This window comes from Pseudoalteromonas sp. TB25 (assembly GCF_000497995.1).
In the GTDB taxonomy this organism is placed as follows: domain Bacteria; phylum Pseudomonadota; class Gammaproteobacteria; order Enterobacterales; family Alteromonadaceae; genus Pseudoalteromonas; species Pseudoalteromonas distincta.
This window is the reverse complement of record NZ_AUTI01000232.1, coordinates 28,396-42,859: the sequence shown is the minus strand read 5'-3', so window position 1 is coordinate 42,859 and position 14,464 is coordinate 28,396. Positions and strand designations below refer to the sequence as shown.

Annotated in this window: 18 protein-coding genes; 15 read left to right on the top strand and 3 right to left on the bottom strand. The window is 37.6% G+C overall.

The window, feature by feature from the left end; translation table 11 throughout:
- Positions 1-557: PhoD-like phosphatase N-terminal domain-containing protein (locus L652_RS0107230; protein WP_029770209.1), on the bottom strand; the 557-nt coding region annotated here is incomplete at its 3' end.
- A gap of 298 nt (positions 558-855) precedes the next feature.
- On the opposite strand from L652_RS0107230, the gene L652_RS0107225 reads away from it, so the two are divergent.
- From L652_RS0107225 to L652_RS0107150, 15 genes are all read left to right on the top strand, one after another.
- Entirely contained in the window at positions 856-1,128 is a 273-nt protein-coding gene (locus L652_RS0107225; protein ID WP_024596914.1) for a hypothetical protein, read from the top strand.
- A gap of 235 nt (positions 1,129-1,363) precedes the next feature.
- On the top strand, positions 1,364-1,942 hold the full coding sequence (locus L652_RS0107215) for an LON peptidase substrate-binding domain-containing protein (protein WP_024596915.1): 579 nt from the start codon (positions 1,364-1,366) through the stop codon (positions 1,940-1,942).
- Positions 1,943-2,010: 68 nt separating this feature from the next.
- Positions 2,011-2,634 carry a sigma-70 family RNA polymerase sigma factor gene (locus L652_RS0107210; RefSeq protein WP_002962457.1) on the top strand — a complete coding sequence of 208 codons (624 nt, stop codon included), beginning with the start codon at positions 2,011-2,013 and terminating at the stop codon, positions 2,632-2,634.
- Positions 2,627-3,307, top strand: a complete 681-nt coding sequence (locus L652_RS0107205) for a ChrR family anti-sigma-E factor (RefSeq protein WP_024596916.1) — start codon at positions 2,627-2,629, stop codon at positions 3,305-3,307. The genes L652_RS0107210 and L652_RS0107205 overlap by 8 nt, the downstream gene beginning before the upstream one ends.
- An 8-nt stretch (positions 3,308-3,315) precedes the next feature.
- Positions 3,316-4,269, top strand: coding sequence for a DUF523 and DUF1722 domain-containing protein (locus L652_RS0107200; protein ID WP_024596917.1), 954 nt, complete (start codon positions 3,316-3,318; stop codon positions 4,267-4,269).
- Positions 4,269-5,663, top strand: a complete 1,395-nt coding sequence (phrB, locus tag L652_RS0107195; protein WP_024596918.1) for a deoxyribodipyrimidine photo-lyase — start codon at positions 4,269-4,271, stop codon at positions 5,661-5,663. Before L652_RS0107200 ends, phrB begins: the two co-directional genes overlap by 1 nt.
- Position 5,664: 1 nt before the next feature.
- The gene (locus tag L652_RS0107190; RefSeq protein WP_024596919.1) at positions 5,665-6,093 is read left to right on the top strand and encodes a nuclear transport factor 2 family protein; all 429 of its coding nucleotides are present in this window, start codon (positions 5,665-5,667) and stop codon (positions 6,091-6,093) included.
- Between the two features lie 2 nt (positions 6,094-6,095).
- Positions 6,096-6,806: an SDR family NAD(P)-dependent oxidoreductase gene (locus L652_RS0107185; RefSeq protein ID WP_024596920.1), complete on the top strand. Its 711-nt coding sequence runs from the start codon at positions 6,096-6,098 to the stop codon at positions 6,804-6,806.
- Positions 6,803-8,059 (top strand): FAD-dependent oxidoreductase, encoded by a 1,257-nt coding sequence (locus L652_RS0107180; protein WP_024596921.1) that lies wholly within the window; start codon positions 6,803-6,805, stop codon positions 8,057-8,059. The genes L652_RS0107185 and L652_RS0107180 overlap by 4 nt, the downstream gene beginning before the upstream one ends.
- The gene (locus L652_RS0107175; RefSeq protein WP_024596922.1) at positions 8,052-8,789 is read left to right on the top strand and encodes a DUF1365 domain-containing protein; all 738 of its coding nucleotides are present in this window, start codon (positions 8,052-8,054) and stop codon (positions 8,787-8,789) included. The genes L652_RS0107180 and L652_RS0107175 overlap by 8 nt, the downstream gene beginning before the upstream one ends.
- Positions 8,790-8,826: 37 nt before the next feature.
- Entirely contained in the window at positions 8,827-10,089 is a 1,263-nt protein-coding gene (locus L652_RS0107170; protein ID WP_024596923.1) for a cyclopropane-fatty-acyl-phospholipid synthase family protein, read from the top strand.
- On the top strand, positions 10,067-10,567 hold the full coding sequence (locus tag L652_RS0107165) for a DUF2878 domain-containing protein (RefSeq protein ID WP_024596924.1): 501 nt from the start codon (positions 10,067-10,069) through the stop codon (positions 10,565-10,567). Before L652_RS0107170 ends, L652_RS0107165 begins: the two co-directional genes overlap by 23 nt.
- A gap of 53 nt (positions 10,568-10,620) precedes the next feature.
- On the top strand, positions 10,621-11,109 hold the full coding sequence (locus tag L652_RS0107160; RefSeq protein ID WP_002962471.1) for a chalcone isomerase family protein: 489 nt from the start codon (positions 10,621-10,623) through the stop codon (positions 11,107-11,109).
- A gap of 1 nt (position 11,110) precedes the next feature.
- On the top strand, positions 11,111-11,650 hold the full coding sequence (locus L652_RS0107155; protein ID WP_024596925.1) for a DUF3833 domain-containing protein: 540 nt from the start codon (positions 11,111-11,113) through the stop codon (positions 11,648-11,650).
- 210 nt (positions 11,651-11,860) lie between these two features.
- Positions 11,861-12,136, top strand: a complete 276-nt coding sequence (locus tag L652_RS0107150) for an HU family DNA-binding protein (RefSeq protein WP_002962474.1) — start codon at positions 11,861-11,863, stop codon at positions 12,134-12,136.
- 92 nt (positions 12,137-12,228) lie between these two features.
- Here L652_RS0107150 and ilvN read toward each other — a convergent pair whose 3' ends face one another.
- Both ilvN and L652_RS0107140 read right to left on the bottom strand, forming a co-directional pair.
- Positions 12,229-12,726: an acetolactate synthase small subunit gene (gene ilvN, locus L652_RS0107145; RefSeq protein WP_002960314.1), complete on the bottom strand. Its 498-nt coding sequence runs from the start codon at positions 12,724-12,726 to the stop codon at positions 12,229-12,231.
- Positions 12,726-14,450: an acetolactate synthase 3 large subunit gene (locus L652_RS0107140; RefSeq protein ID WP_024596926.1), complete on the bottom strand. Its 1,725-nt coding sequence runs from the start codon at positions 14,448-14,450 to the stop codon at positions 12,726-12,728. The genes ilvN and L652_RS0107140 overlap by 1 nt, the downstream gene beginning before the upstream one ends.
- Positions 14,451-14,464 lie beyond the last annotated feature (14 nt).

The following is a 14,464-nucleotide window of genomic DNA, read 5'->3' as shown; positions in this document are numbered from 1 at the left end:
CCGCCCATTGGGTATTCGTAAATGTAATCTCCCAAATGCAGTACCACATCTAAATCTTTTTGTTTAGCGGCATCGGTGTAGGCATTAAAGTACCCAGCAGGATAGTTTGAGCACGACACAACAGCCATTTTTACTTGTTCAATGTTATTTATTGGTAGTGTTTTAGCACGGCCAATTGGGCTTTGTGTATTTAAACCCATAAACCGATAAAAGTACTCTGTGTTTGGAGCAAGTTCTTGCACATCTATTTTTATTGTAAAGTCTCTGCTTTTATCTGTTTGTTCGCGCCCGCTGCGGATGATGTTTTTAAATTGAGAGTCACTTGCCAATTCCCAAGCAGCAGTAACTTCAAAATTTGATTGAGAAGTAGTTGCACGTGTCCAAATTATTAAAGCATTACTGAGCGGATCGCCACTGGCTACACCGTGTTTAAATNTAGCCGATAGTGGTTTGTTTGTTAATGTTTGAGCACAACCTGTAATGGCACTCGATACTGCGACGGTAAATATGCTTGCTGCTGAGGTTTTTAAGAAATTTCGACGTGATGAAAGGGTCATACTGCACTTTTTGAATTATTTATAGTGGTGTGCACTTTAGCGGGTAGATATTACGTTTTTATAAACGCTAAATGTATTTAGTGTGACGGTATTAATACATTTAAACCCTTTTATTTATTAACTAAAAAGTAGTCAAAAAATTAAATTAAATGGTTAAATTAACAAGGTATGAATTTTTTAAATTAAAGCGATGTATATAAAATTGTTTAATTACAGTTACTTACGATTTGTTTTTATGTTGGCACAACCCTTGAGTATGTAACTACGTCTAAACAATACACAAACAAGGAATACCATTATGAAACATTCAATTAAAATCGCTATGGCAAGTTTATTAGTATTAGGTTCTGCGCAAGTACATGCAACAGAAGTGGACCTAGATGTAACTGATATATTAACTCAAAGTGTAGCAAGCTACGTAAAGCAAACCACAATCGAGCTTGAAAAATCACTAAAGGAAACGCTTTATTTTGATGCTAAAACTGTTTTAGAGGGTTTATTAGATGAGCCCGTTTTAACACATAGCACAACGCTTAAAAATACTGACACTAGTATAAAAAACGTAAAATAAATTATTTAAAGGATTAAAACGATGAGCAGTGAACTTGGATTATTTGCATTAATGTTAGCACCCGTAGTCAGTATGATTAGCGCTTATTACTCGGTTCAAGTGTTTAAAGCTATGGGAGGTTGGTTTAATCTTTAGCCAATTATATAGCTGGTAATTAATTCGATTCATACAAAGCTGATCGACTTAGCAAAAGCGCACGTAAATAAAGGCAGAGTGTTTGAAAGAAGTAGACTTTATGAAACGTGCGATTTTTCCATTACCCATTTTTATGTTACCTGAAGGCTATACGCGATTACGCATATTTGAGCCTCGCTATTTAAATATGGTTAAAACCGCATTAAAAAACAATACAGGGTTTGTGCTTTGTACATTTGAGCACGACACGCCATTTAATATAAGCGCGCAAGGTTGCCTTGTTGATATTATTGATTTTGACCAAGACGACAACGATGTATTATTAATCGATGTGTTTGCTTCTCAAAGCGTTCAAATAAATGACGTTTATCAAGACGAGGACGAACTGCGACATGGTTTGGTGTCTTCTTGTAATACGCCATATTGGTATAAGGATTCTAACAACTCAGTTGGCGAACATGACTTATTGCATGATGCGCTTTTAAACGTGTTTAAAAGTAATCCGGAACTTAATTTACTGTACAAAAAAACTCACTTTGACAAACTGCCTTGGATTGCAGCCCGTTGGCTTGAGCTCCTACCTATTTCTATTGAGAAAAAACAGCAACTTGCGTTTGAAACGAACTTTGATAACTTACTGAATTTCCTCCATACTGTGATTAATAACGAATTTGCCTAAATTTTATGATCCTAAATTAATTATTGCCCGTATTACTTAATACAAAAGCAATAACGGGATAAATTATTATGGTAAGTCAACAACAATCACCACGTTGTGAACCTAATACAGGTAAGTACACTGCCATGCCAGAAACGCCGAGTAAAGAACTCATGCAAGCGCTTATAGATGTTGCACAGTCACGCGATAAAAAAGCATTTTCCTATTTATTTGAATACTTTGCGCCAAAAATTAAACGCTTTGGAATTAAGCAATTTGGTGTTGAAGCTCAAGCAATGGAGCTTGTGCAAGAGACGTTAACATCTGTTTGGCGTAAAGCACATTTGTATCACAGTGATAAAGGTGCGGCTACTACTTGGGTTTATACCGTTATGCGTAACGCTTCATTCGATATGCTTCGTAAAATGAAAAGTAATAAAGAAGAAAACATAAGTGAAGATATTTGGCCGTTATTAAACGAATCACAAGATACACATCACGAATACAGTGATCATTTAGAAGATAAACAAATTAAACGTTATTTAGACAAATTACCTATTGCTCAACGCGAAGTGGTAAGAGGCGTTTATTTTCAAGACATGTCGCAAGAGCAACTTGCACATCAACTTAATATTCCAGTAGGCACGGTAAAATCACGATTACGTTTGGCCTTGCAAAAATTACGTAATGAAATGGGAGATCAGCATGATTAAACATCACCCGAGTGAAACTTTACTGACACAGTATTGCGATGCATCACTTGCTACATCATTGAGTTTAGCCGTTTCTATACATGTAGATATGTGCCCTGTGTGCCAAGCTAAAGTAGCTAAAATTGAGGCAAGCAATGCAAACGCATTATTTAGCGAAGAGCCAGTGCAATATGAGAAACCTCAAGCTGAGCAACCTGAGTTACTTGAAGAATTTGAATTGAATGTGCTTGATATGATCACATCTGATGATTCTATCGACGAAGTTTATGAAGTAGAGCCTGTTTCTATTAAAGTTAATGAGCATAACTATCAGCTTCCACGTGCGCTAACGCGTATTTCTCACAGTAAATTTACCCAAGTGGGTAAGCTTGCGAGATCTCGTATTGCACTTGATGATGGCCCATTACGTTCTAGCTTGTTACATATTGATGCTGGTGGTGAAATACCAGAACACACGCACACTGGCTTTGAAGTTACTTTACTCCTAGATGGCGAGTTTAGTGATGAAGAAGGAAAATATGTCCCAGGTGACTTTATATGGCAAGATGGTAGTCACCAACATACTCCTTTAACAAAAGATGGTTGTTTGTGCTTTACAGTTGTCAGTAGTGCGCTACATTTTAATAAGGGCTTCAGCAAGTTACTAAATCCAATAGGTAATTTGATTTACTAAGAGAATTTATGCACACAGATATAATAAAAATAGGTATAAGCGCCTGCTTAGCAGGCGAAAAAGTTAGATTTGACACAGGTCATAAAAAGTCAAATTTCTGTATGGATGAGTTAGGTAAACACGTTGAATATACACGGTTTTGTCCGGAGGTAGCGGTAGGTTTACCAATACCTCGACCAACTATTCGCCAAGTTAAAGTGGGAGATACTATTAAAGTATGTCGCCCAGATGGCACTGGAGATGTAGGTCAACAACTTACCGAGTATGGTAAAAAAGTTGCAACAGAACAAGCTAAAGAGTTGAGCGGGTTTGTATTTTGCGCTAAAAGTCCAAGCTGCGGCATGGAGCGCATTAAAATATACAACGAAGCAGGCACGGGTAATACCTCTGAAGGCATTGGTTTTTTTGCTGAGCAAATAATGAAGCACAACCCATTATTGCCATGTGAAGAAAACGGTCGCTTAAATGACATGCATTTACGTGAAAACTTTGTAATGAGAATTTACGTATTTAAAAATTGGCAAAAGTTAGTACAAGAACCACTAACGGTTCACAAGCTTACTCAATTTCATTCTCAGTATAAGTATTTGTTGATGGCTCATAATTACCAAGCTTATCGAGATTTGGGTAATCTTCTTGGAACGTTCGTAGGTGATGATATAAATGCAGTTGCTGATGAATATATTTTAGGTTTGATGACGGGTCTGAAAAAGCCAGCTTCTCGCAGAAATAATTGCAACACCCTAATGCATTTACAAGGCTACTTTAAAAATGATTTATCAAAGGTTGAAAAACAAGAACTTCGTGATGCCATAGACGAATACCGCGAAGGATTGGTGCCATTGTATGTACCACTTACCTTGTTAAAACATCATTTGAAAGTTCATCCGAATAAGTACCTTGAAAAACAGGTGTTTTTTAACCCATACCCTCACGATTTAAAATTACGATTTGGTATTTAATGGATACATTATTTTGGTTTAGGCGCGATTTGCGCCTTTTTTCTAATGAAGCGTTAATCCAAGCGCTAAATAATGGCGCTAAACACGCCATTTTTTTTGTGTCTGAAAAGCAGTGGCAACAACACCAAGCTGCGTCTATTCAGATTGACTTACTCAAGCGCCGAGTTACTTATCTTCAATCACAACTTGCTGATTACGGTATTACTTTACATATTATTGAAGCGCCTAGCTTTTGTGATTGTACGCGCGAGCTTATTAACTTTTGTAAAGCAAACGATGTAAAACACGTAATTGCTAATACAGAATATGAGCTTAATGAAGTAAACCGCGATAAAGCAATTTTGCACGAATGCGATGAGCTTTCTATTACTTTTACTTTGTACGAAGGTGATTTAATTGCACCTGTTGGAACGGTCAAAAATCAAAGTAATGAAATGTATAAAGTGTTTACTCCATTTAAACGTGCATGGTTAAAGCAGTATCAAGATACACACTTTAGTTTGCCACAATGGCCTTTAACTTCTGACCCTATTGAGTTTGACGAGAGTGATTTACTAAAAAGTGATGGGTGCTCAGATAAGTGGCCGGTTGACGACGAAACACTCTCTACGGTAGTTGATAATTTTATATGCGACAAACTTACAAGTTACGACGACCAGCGTGATATTCCCAGTGTAAAAGGCACATCGGGTTTAAGCCCGTATTTAGCACTAGGTATTGTAAGCACAAAGCAACTGCTTATTAATATTCAGCAGCGTTATCCTGATATTTTAACTACATCAAAAAGTAAAACGTTTACGTGGATTAACGAGCTTGTTTGGCGCGAATTTTACAGGCATTTAATTGCTGAATTTCCGAAGCTTTCGCGCGGCGATAACTTTAACGAAAAGTATAATGCTGTAGTGTGGCGTAAAAGCGAAAGCGATTTTAAAGCATGGTGCGAAGGGCGTACAGGTTACCCATTAGTGGATGCAGCAATGCTACAATTTAAGCAAACCGGTTGGATGCATAATCGTTTACGAATGGTTGTTGCAAGCTTTTTAACTAAACATTTATTAATAGACTGGCGTAAAGGTGAACGCTTTTTCATGCAGCACTTAATTGATGGCGATTTAGCCTCAAATAATGGTGGTTGGCAGTGGGCTGCAAGTACGGGCTGTGATGCTCAGCCTTATTTTAGAGTTTTTAATCCTATCAGACAAAGCGAGCGCTTTGATCCAACGGGCAAGTTTATCCGTAAGTATTTGCCAGAGCTTGAAAACGTGCCAGATAAACACATTCATTTTCCACACACTTATTTAGCCGCAACAGGCAAAGATAAGGAATGTTACTGGCCAGCAATAGTTGATCATAAAGCGGCACGAGAACGTGCACTTGCTGCATTTAAGGTGTGATATGGATAACCAGTTACCAGTAGATAAATTTGTTGAAATATACCAACAGCTTGATAGCACTAATCTTGATTTATTGAGTGATATTTACTGTGACAACATACAGTTTATAGACCCGATGCATGAAATTAACGGCATTGTAGAATTGCGCAGTTACTTTGCTAACTTATACAGCAATGTTAAGCATTGCCAGTTTGATATTAGTGATTCGTTTAATAGCGGTAACAATGCTTTTATTTATTGGACTATGCATTATGCACATCCAAAGCTTTCATCAGGTAAAACTATCTCGGTAGCCGGTCATAGTAAGCTTATTTTTAAAGATGGCAAAATTATTAAGCACAGAGACTACTTTAATGTGGGCGAGTTGTTATACAAACACATTCCTTTACTTGGTAGCGTTATAAAGCTAATTGATAAAAGGGCAGGTTAATTATGATCACACTTATAACGGGTGCTACATCAGGTATTGGCGAGCAGCTAGCAATTAAGTATGCACAGCTAGGAGACACTGTTATAGCTTGCGGCCGTAATAGTGATAAGCTCGCCGAGCTTGCTAAATACGACAATATCCAAGCATGTAAATTTGATGCAACTAACCTGCAAGATATAAAAGAGTCGACAGTTGGCTTTCCTCATTTTGACCGTGTTATTTTAAACGCTGGTAATTGTGAATATATAGATGATGCGCGCAACTTTGATAGCGCGTTGTTTGAGCGTGTAATAAACGTTAACTTACTTTCTATGGGGTATTGCCTTGAGGCGTTACTTCCTAAAATAAATCCAGGCGGCCAACTTGTTTTGGTCAGCTCAAGTGTTACTTACCTTGCGCTACCTCGTTCAGAAGCTTATGGCGCATCAAAAGCGGGTGTAAGTTACTTAGCAAAAAGCTTAGCGGTTGATTTAAATGATGTTGATGTGACTTTAGTTCATCCTGGGTTTGTAAAAACGCCACTTACTAATAAAAATGATTTCCCGATGCCTATGGCCGTTACTGCTGAAAAAGCAGCTGACTACATGATTAAGGGTATTCAAAAACGCCGCAAAGACGTTCATTTCCCTTATCGTTTTACACTTATATTAAAAGCTTTACGCATTTTACCACTGCCGATTTGGCTTAAAATCGCAAAAGGATTAGCCCGTTGAAAAAAATAGCAATAATAGGAACTGGTGTATCTGGTTTAACATGTGGGCATTTGCTTCACAAACATTACGATGTAACCGTATTTGAAAAAAATGATTACATAGGTGGCCACACAGCAACGGTTGATGTTGATGTGTGTGGCATCAAATACGCAATAGATACAGGCTTTATTGTATTTAATGACCGAACTTACCCATATTTTGAAAAGCTACTTTCGCGCATTGGTATTGATAAACAAACAACCCAGATGAGCTTTAGTGTGCATAACGAAGCCACTGGTTTTGAATACAATGGACATACGTTTACAAGCTTATTTGCACAGCGTCGTAATATTTTTAGACCTAAGTTTTGGCGATTATTGTACGACATTGTTAGGTTTAACAAACTGTGCAAAGCAATGCATGAAAAAGGTGATTACCAGTCTGATCAGTTATTAGGGCAATTGCTTAACGATAACCAGTTTAATGACTTTTTTAAATACCATTATATTCTTCCTATGGGCGCGGCTATTTGGTCTACCAGTATTAAAGAAATGGAAAACGTAGGCGTTGAGTTTTTTGTTAAGTTTTTCTTTAATCACGGGCTTTTAGATGTAACCAATAGACCACAGTGGTATGTAGTACCAGGAGGCTCTCGTCAGTACATTAAGCCGCTGATCAGAGGTTTTGCCGACAAAATTAACCTCAATACAAATATTAAATCAGTTACGCGTCAAAATGATGAAGTAACAATAGAGTTTGCCAATGGTGAGCAAAGTAAATTTGATAAAGTAATATTTGCTTGTCATTCAGATCAGGCGCTTGCACTACTGGGTGATGCTACTGAGCAAGAAAAGTCAGTATTGGGTGCAATAGCTTACACTGAGAACTCAGTGGTGCTGCACACCGATACAAACCTTTTACCAGATAGAAAAGCGGCATGGGCAAGCTGGAACTACCTACTTAACAACAACACTGATAAAGCCGCTGTTGTTACTTACCAAATGAATATTTTGCAAGGTATACAATCAGATACACAGTTTTGTGTAACGCTTAACCATCTTGAAGGAATAAGCCAAAGTAAAATTTTGCGCGAGTTTACTTATCACCACCCTGTATTTAACCAAGAGTCTATTGCAGCTCAAAAACTTAAACACAGTATTGACGGACACAACAATAGTTATTTTTGTGGCGCTTATTGGTACAATGGTTTTCATGAAGATGGCGTACACAGTGGTGTAGATGTAGCCAAGCAACTTGGGGTCGAATTTGACTAGTGCAGTGTATTTAGGCGATGTTAAACATCGCCGTTTTGCTGTTAAAGAACATCGCTTTAGTTACCCTTTATATATGATGTGGGTAGATTTAAATAATCCTCAACAACTAAATGGTGTGCATAAACACATAGGTACGTCAGGCTTAAAGGCGTTAAAGTTTAATGAAGCTGATTATCTTAAAGGCACCTCACAGCTTGCTAAACGTCCTCTTATTGAGCGTGCACACGAACAACTTGCCAATTTAGGTATTACTGAAACCTTTACTCATATTTACATGCTTGGGCAACTTCGTTGTTTTGGTGTATATTTTAGTCCTGTTAATTTTTACTTTTTTGGTCATAATGACATCCGTTTTAAATACATGATTGCTGAAGTAAGTAATACACCATGGAACGAACGTCATTATTATTTAGTACCTTTAGAAAAAAAAGTGAACTTTAAAAAGGTTTTTTCCGTATCACCTTTTATGAATCTAGATATGAACTATCATTGGCATGTTAAGCAATCGCCTGATAAAACATTGATACACATTGAAAATAAGCGAAATGAAGAGCTATTATTTGATGCTACACTTCGCTTAAAGCGTAAAGAACTTACTAAAGAAGAAGTTAATAAGTTATTTAAACGTTTTCCGGCCATGACATGGTCTATTTTCAAAGGTATTTATTATCAAGCGTTAAAGTTGTTTATAAAACGAGTTCCTTTTTTAGGTCACTCAGGCAAGCCATAAAGCACGTAGATAGTCAGGACAATTAATAGGTATTTCAATGGATAAAGTGTCGAGCTTAAATTGCGAACAAAGCACAAACTGGTTAACTAACATATATAAAAAATTAGTGACTAAAGCCTTTTCGTCAATTGAAACAGGCCAAGTTATTTTAGTAGATGCAAACGAGCGTACAGTTTTTGGTGACCCATCTTCAGCGCTAAAAGCAACGATTATAGTAAACGATAAAGCTATGTATAAGGCATTTGCATTATCTGGGAGCGTTGGCGCTGGTGAAGCGTATATTTTGGGGCATTGGTCTTGTGACAACTTAACCTCTTTCATTGAGATATTTGCTATAAATGAGAAGCAACTTGATGAGTTTGAGAAGAAATTCGCATTTTTTAGTAATATTGCACACCGGTTTAATCACATAAAAAATAAAAATTCTGAATCGGGCTCTAAGAAAAACATCGTTGCTCATTACGACTTAGGTAATGATTTGTACGAATCATTTTTGAGTAAAGAAATGCTTTATTCAAGTGCTGTATATCCTACAAAAGAAGCGACACTTGAAGAGGCTCAACAATACAAGCTTAAACGCATTTGTGAGCAAGTTGAGCTTCAAAAAAATGATTCAGTAATTGAAATTGGTACAGGGTGGGGGGCTTTTGCTATATATGCAGCCACACATTACGATTGCCATGTAACAACAACAACCATATCTGATGAGCAACATGATTATGTCGCTAATAAAATTTCAGAGCTTGGTCTTGAAAGTAAAATTACATTACTTAAGCTTGATTACAGGCAATTGAAAGGAAAGTACGACAAGCTTGTTTCTATCGAAATGATAGAAGCGGTGGGCCATGAGTACTTACCTAGCTTTTTTACCCAATGTGGTGAATTGTTAAAAGATGACGGTGCCATGCTCATACAAGCTATAACTATTGGCGATCAGCGTTATAAGCATTACTTAAAAAACTCTGATTTTATTCAGCAGTATATTTTTCCAGGCGGGTGTTTGCCATCACTTAACGAAATGAGTGAGCAGATTAAAAATAATACCGACATGGTAATTCATACTGTTAATGATATTGGTGCACACTACGCAAGAACATTAGCTGATTGGCGAAGCCGTTTTATAAAAAGCTGGCCTGATTTGGACCGCTCAAAATTTGATGAACGTTTTTATCGTTTATGGTTGTTTTATTTTGCTTATTGCGAAGGCGCGTTTAGAGCCAGAGCAACAAGTACGGTGCATTTAATGGCGCGTAAACCACGTTTTGTTAGCGATAACGATGATATTGCGCTCGGTTACTAATTTTGTTTTATTTCAAGCAGTGTGGTTTTTATCCTTGCTGCTTGAAGCTGGCTCGCTACTTTTTAGCGGATTGATTATTGTTTTAATGTTTTGGTTGTCAAAACAAAAAAAACAAGACACCTTACTTCTAATTAAAGCCCTACCTTTAGCACTATTGTTAGAATTTATAGCGGTAAAGTTAGGCTTGTTAGAATTTAAAGTTTATCCCTTCCCTCTATGGCTCGTCTTTTTATGGGCTGCGTTATTACTTTCTTTAAATACCTCAATGGTTTTTTTGAGTAAATTAAAGCTTTGGCAGGCCTTTTTAGTATGCATGGCTTTTGCGCCAGCAAGTTATTGGGCTGGGGCGCGCTTTGAAGTAATAAGCTTAGGCTTACCTTTATGGCAGTTTTGGCTCGTTTACGGTGCGCTTTGGTCTACAGTGTTTACTGTTATTCTTTTTATAAACCAAAAAATCAAGTTATTCATCAATCGCTGATCGCCCACAATTCCCATTTCGTAACATTACACATTGACTCGAGGGAGCTTATTTTGAAATTTTTACTAAAGGCAGTTACTTTTTATTTGCTTACAACTTCAATTGTTTTAGCTGACACACAGTTTAATAAAGTAGGCGAAGCACGTATGGAGTATTTATTTTGGGATGTATATGACGCGGTTTTATTTACCCCTTCAGGTAATTACAGCGCAGGAACGCATCCTATTAAATTTAAACTTACCTATTTACGTGACTTTGAAGCTAAAGAAATCGTAAAAGCAACAAATGAGCAGTGGGAGCATATTGGAAAAAAAGAGCTAGCAGACAAATACGACAGTAAATTATTGTCTATTTGGCCTGATATTAGACAAGGTGATTCGCTAACGTTAGTCACAAATGAGCAGGGTATGAGTACTTTTTATCATAATGATGAAAAAATTGGCGAAATAAATGAACCTCAATTTTCGAGTGATTTTTTAGCCATTTGGCTGGATGAAAAAACCTCTGAGCCGAAACTACGAAAGCAACTATTAGGGAATTAATATGAATGTATTTAACGCGTTTAAAACAGCTCTTGTATGCTTATCTGCTTTGTTGCTGATAAGCTGTTCGGCACCAAATGTAGAGCATTATAAAAATACATCGCCAAACTTTGACTTTAAAACATTTTTTAGTGGAAATTTGAAAGCCTACGGTGTTGTACAAGACTTTAAGGGTGAATTGACCCGCAAGCTTGTCGTAGATATGAATGCGAACTGGGATGGTAACCAGGGCGTTATTGAAGAAGACTTTGTTTATGACGATGGCGAAACTCAAAAGCGTATTTGGAAAATAACGTTAAACGAAGACAATAGTTTAACGGGTGTGGCAGATGATGTTATAGGTACTGCAAAAGGTAGAAGTGATGGCAGCGTATTTCATTGGAATTACGATGTAGAGCTTCCATACGATGGCAGTACTTTAAAAGTGAATTTTGATGATTGGATGTACCTGGTTACACAATCGCGCTTGATAAACCGCACATCTATTGTTAAGTTTGGAGTCGAGGTCGGGGAAGTGACCTTAGTGATCGAAAAAATATAGCTTATTTACCCAGTTGCTTAACTTGCGCCAAAATTGTACTCAAATTAAGTCTTTGTTAACCCAACACGCTGTATTTTACAGAGAATTATTTAAATTTTACTCATTTTTTAAGAATTTAAGCAAAAAATGCAATTTGCTGTTGCTAACTCTTTAAAAATGCATAAAGATAGGTTTTGCGAAGGCAAAATAATAACGAATAGGAATCTAACAATGAATAAAGCTCAATTAGTTGAAAAAATTGCTACTGATGCAGAAATCTCTAAAGCCGCTGCTACTCGTGCTCTTGACGCGTTTACAGGTGCTGTAACTTCTTCTTTAAAAGAAGGTGATTCAGTAGCATTAGTTGGTTTTGGTACTTTCTCAGTAAAAGAACGTGCAGCTCGCACTGGCCGTAACCCACAAACGGGTGCTGAGATCCAAATCGCAGCGGCAACTATCCCAAGCTTTAAAGCAGGTAAAGGTCTTAAAGACCAAGTAAACCCTTAATAGGTTTAACGAATTAAATTAAAAAAAGAGCTAATTAGCTCTTTTTTTTTATGTTTAATAAAGACATCAATTGATGCCTTTATATTATAAATTTATGCTTTTAAGGCTTTATCGCCTCGACCAATGCCAACAGCGCCAGAACGTACAACTTCAATAATATCGGTTTCATGACGAAGAGTGTCTAAAAACGATTCTATTTTGTCTGTGCTGCTCACTAATTGTAGACTATAGCTTTGTCGGCCCATATCTAAAATAGCACCTTGGAACACATCAACTACTCGCGTAACCGCTGCACGAGTCGTCTCGTCTTGAGCAAATACCTTAACAAGCAATAGCTCACGTTCAATGTGACTCATTTCTGTTAAATCGATAATTTTAAGCACGTCGACTAGTTTGTTAACCTGCTTTGTAATTTGCTCTACAACTCTGTCATCACCCATAGTGGTAATGGTAATACGCGACAATGATTGATCGTCAGTTGTGCCCACAGTTAGGCTGTCGATGTTATATGCACGTTGTGAAAAAAGCCCAACAATACGTGATAGGGCACCTGGTTCGTTTTCTAATAAAATAGATAAAATACGACGCATTATGCTTTTACTCCTTTACGTAACCACATCTCATCAATGCCGCCTAACTTAATTTGCATTGGGTATACATGTTCTTTTTCATCAACGTTTATATCTAAAAAGACTAATCGGTCGTTAATTGACATTGCTTTATCGATAGCAGGTTGTAACTCATCTAGTGTGTTTACTTGTATGCCTACATGGCCGTAGCTTTCAACTAACTTAACAAAATCAGGTAGTGAATCCATGTAAGATGATGAATGACGTCCACCGTAAACCATGTCTTGCCATTGGCGTACCATACCTAAAGAGCGGTTATTAAGTGATACAACTTTTACCGCTAGGTTGTACTGTAAACAGGTTGATAGTTCTTGAATATTCATTTGAATAGAGCCATCACCCGTAATACACACAGACTCTTTATCAGGAAAGGCTAGCTTTACGCCCATTGCAGCAGGTAAACCAAAGCCCATGGTGCCTAGGCCGCCTGAGTTGATCCATTGACGAGGATGCTTAAATGGATAATATTGCGCTGCAAACATTTGATGCTGACCAACGTCAGAACTTACGTAAGCATCGCCATTAGTAGCTTTATAAACCGCTTCAATTACAGCTTGTGGCTTAATTTTGTCGCCATCAGTGTTGTAGCTTAAGCACTTTTGTTCGCGCCAGCTGATGATTTGTCGCCACCAATCTTCTTGCGCGCTGCGGTCTATTTTAATTGGGCTTTTATCAATACCCGCTTGTAGTTGTTCAAGTACGGTTGCTAAACAACCTACAACTGGTATGTGTGCTTTAATTGTTTTAGAAATTGAAGTTGGGTCAACATCAACATGAACAATTGTGGCATTAGGGCAAAACTTTTGAACATTATTAGTTACCCTGTCATCAAATCGGGCACCAAGCGCTAAAATCACATCGGCGTTAGCCATTGCTTTGTTTGCCTCAAGCGTGCCGTGCATGCCTAACATACCTACAAAGTTTGGATGCACACCTGAAATACCACCCAATCCCATTAGTGTATTTGTAATGGGGGCATTTAATGATTCAACTAAATGCGTTAATTGCTCTGATGTATTTGAAATGACAATACCACCACCAGAGTAGATAACCAGTTTTTTGGCCTCTAAAATAGCTGTTACGGCTTTGCGAATTTGTTTTGAGTGCCCTTTAGTATTAGGGCTGTAAGTTCTCAGCTCGGTGGTTTTAGGAAATTCGTATTCAAACTTAATAGCAGGGTTAAGCATATCTTTTGGAAGCTCAACAACGACAGGACCTGGGCGGCCAGTGCTAGCAATATAAAAAGCTTTAGCTAAGATTGTAGGGATGTCTTTAGCACTTCTACAGTTAAAACTGTGTTTAACTACAGGGCGAGAACAACCCACAATATCGGTTTCTTGGAATGCATCGTCGCCAATCAAATTTGTAGGCACTTGGCCTGATAACACAACCATAGGAATTGAATCCATGTAGGCCGTTGCAATACCTGTAATACAGTTTGTAGCGCCAGGGCCTGAGGTTGCAAGTACAACACCAACGTCTCCAGTAGCGCGGGCATAGCCGTCAGCCATATGTGTTGCAGCTTGTTCGTGACGTACTAATATATGTTCAATGTCATCTTGCTGAAAAAGTGCATCATATAAGTCTAAAACCGAACCACCGGGATAGCCAAATATGTATTTTACCTTTAACTCTTTTAATGCCTGAACTACTAGTTCAGAACCATTATATTCTTGTTTGCTCATCCTCATTCCTCTGT

Bases quoted from the DNA above. Each gene is read 5' to 3' on its own strand.
- phrB (WP_024596918.1), top strand. From the start codon at position 4,269: ATGGATACATTATTTTGGTTTAGGCGCGATTTGCGCCTTTTTTCTAAT.
- L652_RS0107165 (WP_024596924.1), top strand. From the start codon at position 10,067: ATGATATTGCGCTCGGTTACTAATTTTGTTTTATTTCAAGCAGTGTGG.
- L652_RS0107140 (WP_024596926.1), bottom strand. From the start codon at position 14,450: ATGAGCAAACAAGAATATAATGGTTCTGAACTAGTAGTTCAGGCATTA.
- L652_RS0107215 (WP_024596915.1), top strand. From the start codon at position 1,364: ATGAAACGTGCGATTTTTCCATTACCCATTTTTATGTTACCTGAAGGC.
- L652_RS0107200 (WP_024596917.1), top strand. From the start codon at position 3,316: ATGCACACAGATATAATAAAAATAGGTATAAGCGCCTGCTTAGCAGGC.
- L652_RS0107225 (WP_024596914.1), top strand. From the start codon at position 856: ATGAAACATTCAATTAAAATCGCTATGGCAAGTTTATTAGTATTAGGT.
- L652_RS0107170 (WP_024596923.1), top strand. From the start codon at position 8,827: ATGGATAAAGTGTCGAGCTTAAATTGCGAACAAAGCACAAACTGGTTA.
- ilvN (WP_002960314.1), bottom strand. From the start codon at position 12,726: ATGCGTCGTATTTTATCTATTTTATTAGAAAACGAACCAGGTGCCCTA.
- L652_RS0107210 (WP_002962457.1), top strand. From the start codon at position 2,011: ATGGTAAGTCAACAACAATCACCACGTTGTGAACCTAATACAGGTAAG.
- L652_RS0107190 (WP_024596919.1), top strand. From the start codon at position 5,665: ATGGATAACCAGTTACCAGTAGATAAATTTGTTGAAATATACCAACAG.
- L652_RS0107185 (WP_024596920.1), top strand. From the start codon at position 6,096: ATGATCACACTTATAACGGGTGCTACATCAGGTATTGGCGAGCAGCTA.
- L652_RS0107150 (WP_002962474.1), top strand. From the start codon at position 11,861: ATGAATAAAGCTCAATTAGTTGAAAAAATTGCTACTGATGCAGAAATC.
- L652_RS0107155 (WP_024596925.1), top strand. From the start codon at position 11,111: ATGAATGTATTTAACGCGTTTAAAACAGCTCTTGTATGCTTATCTGCT.
- L652_RS0107205 (WP_024596916.1), top strand. From the start codon at position 2,627: ATGATTAAACATCACCCGAGTGAAACTTTACTGACACAGTATTGCGAT.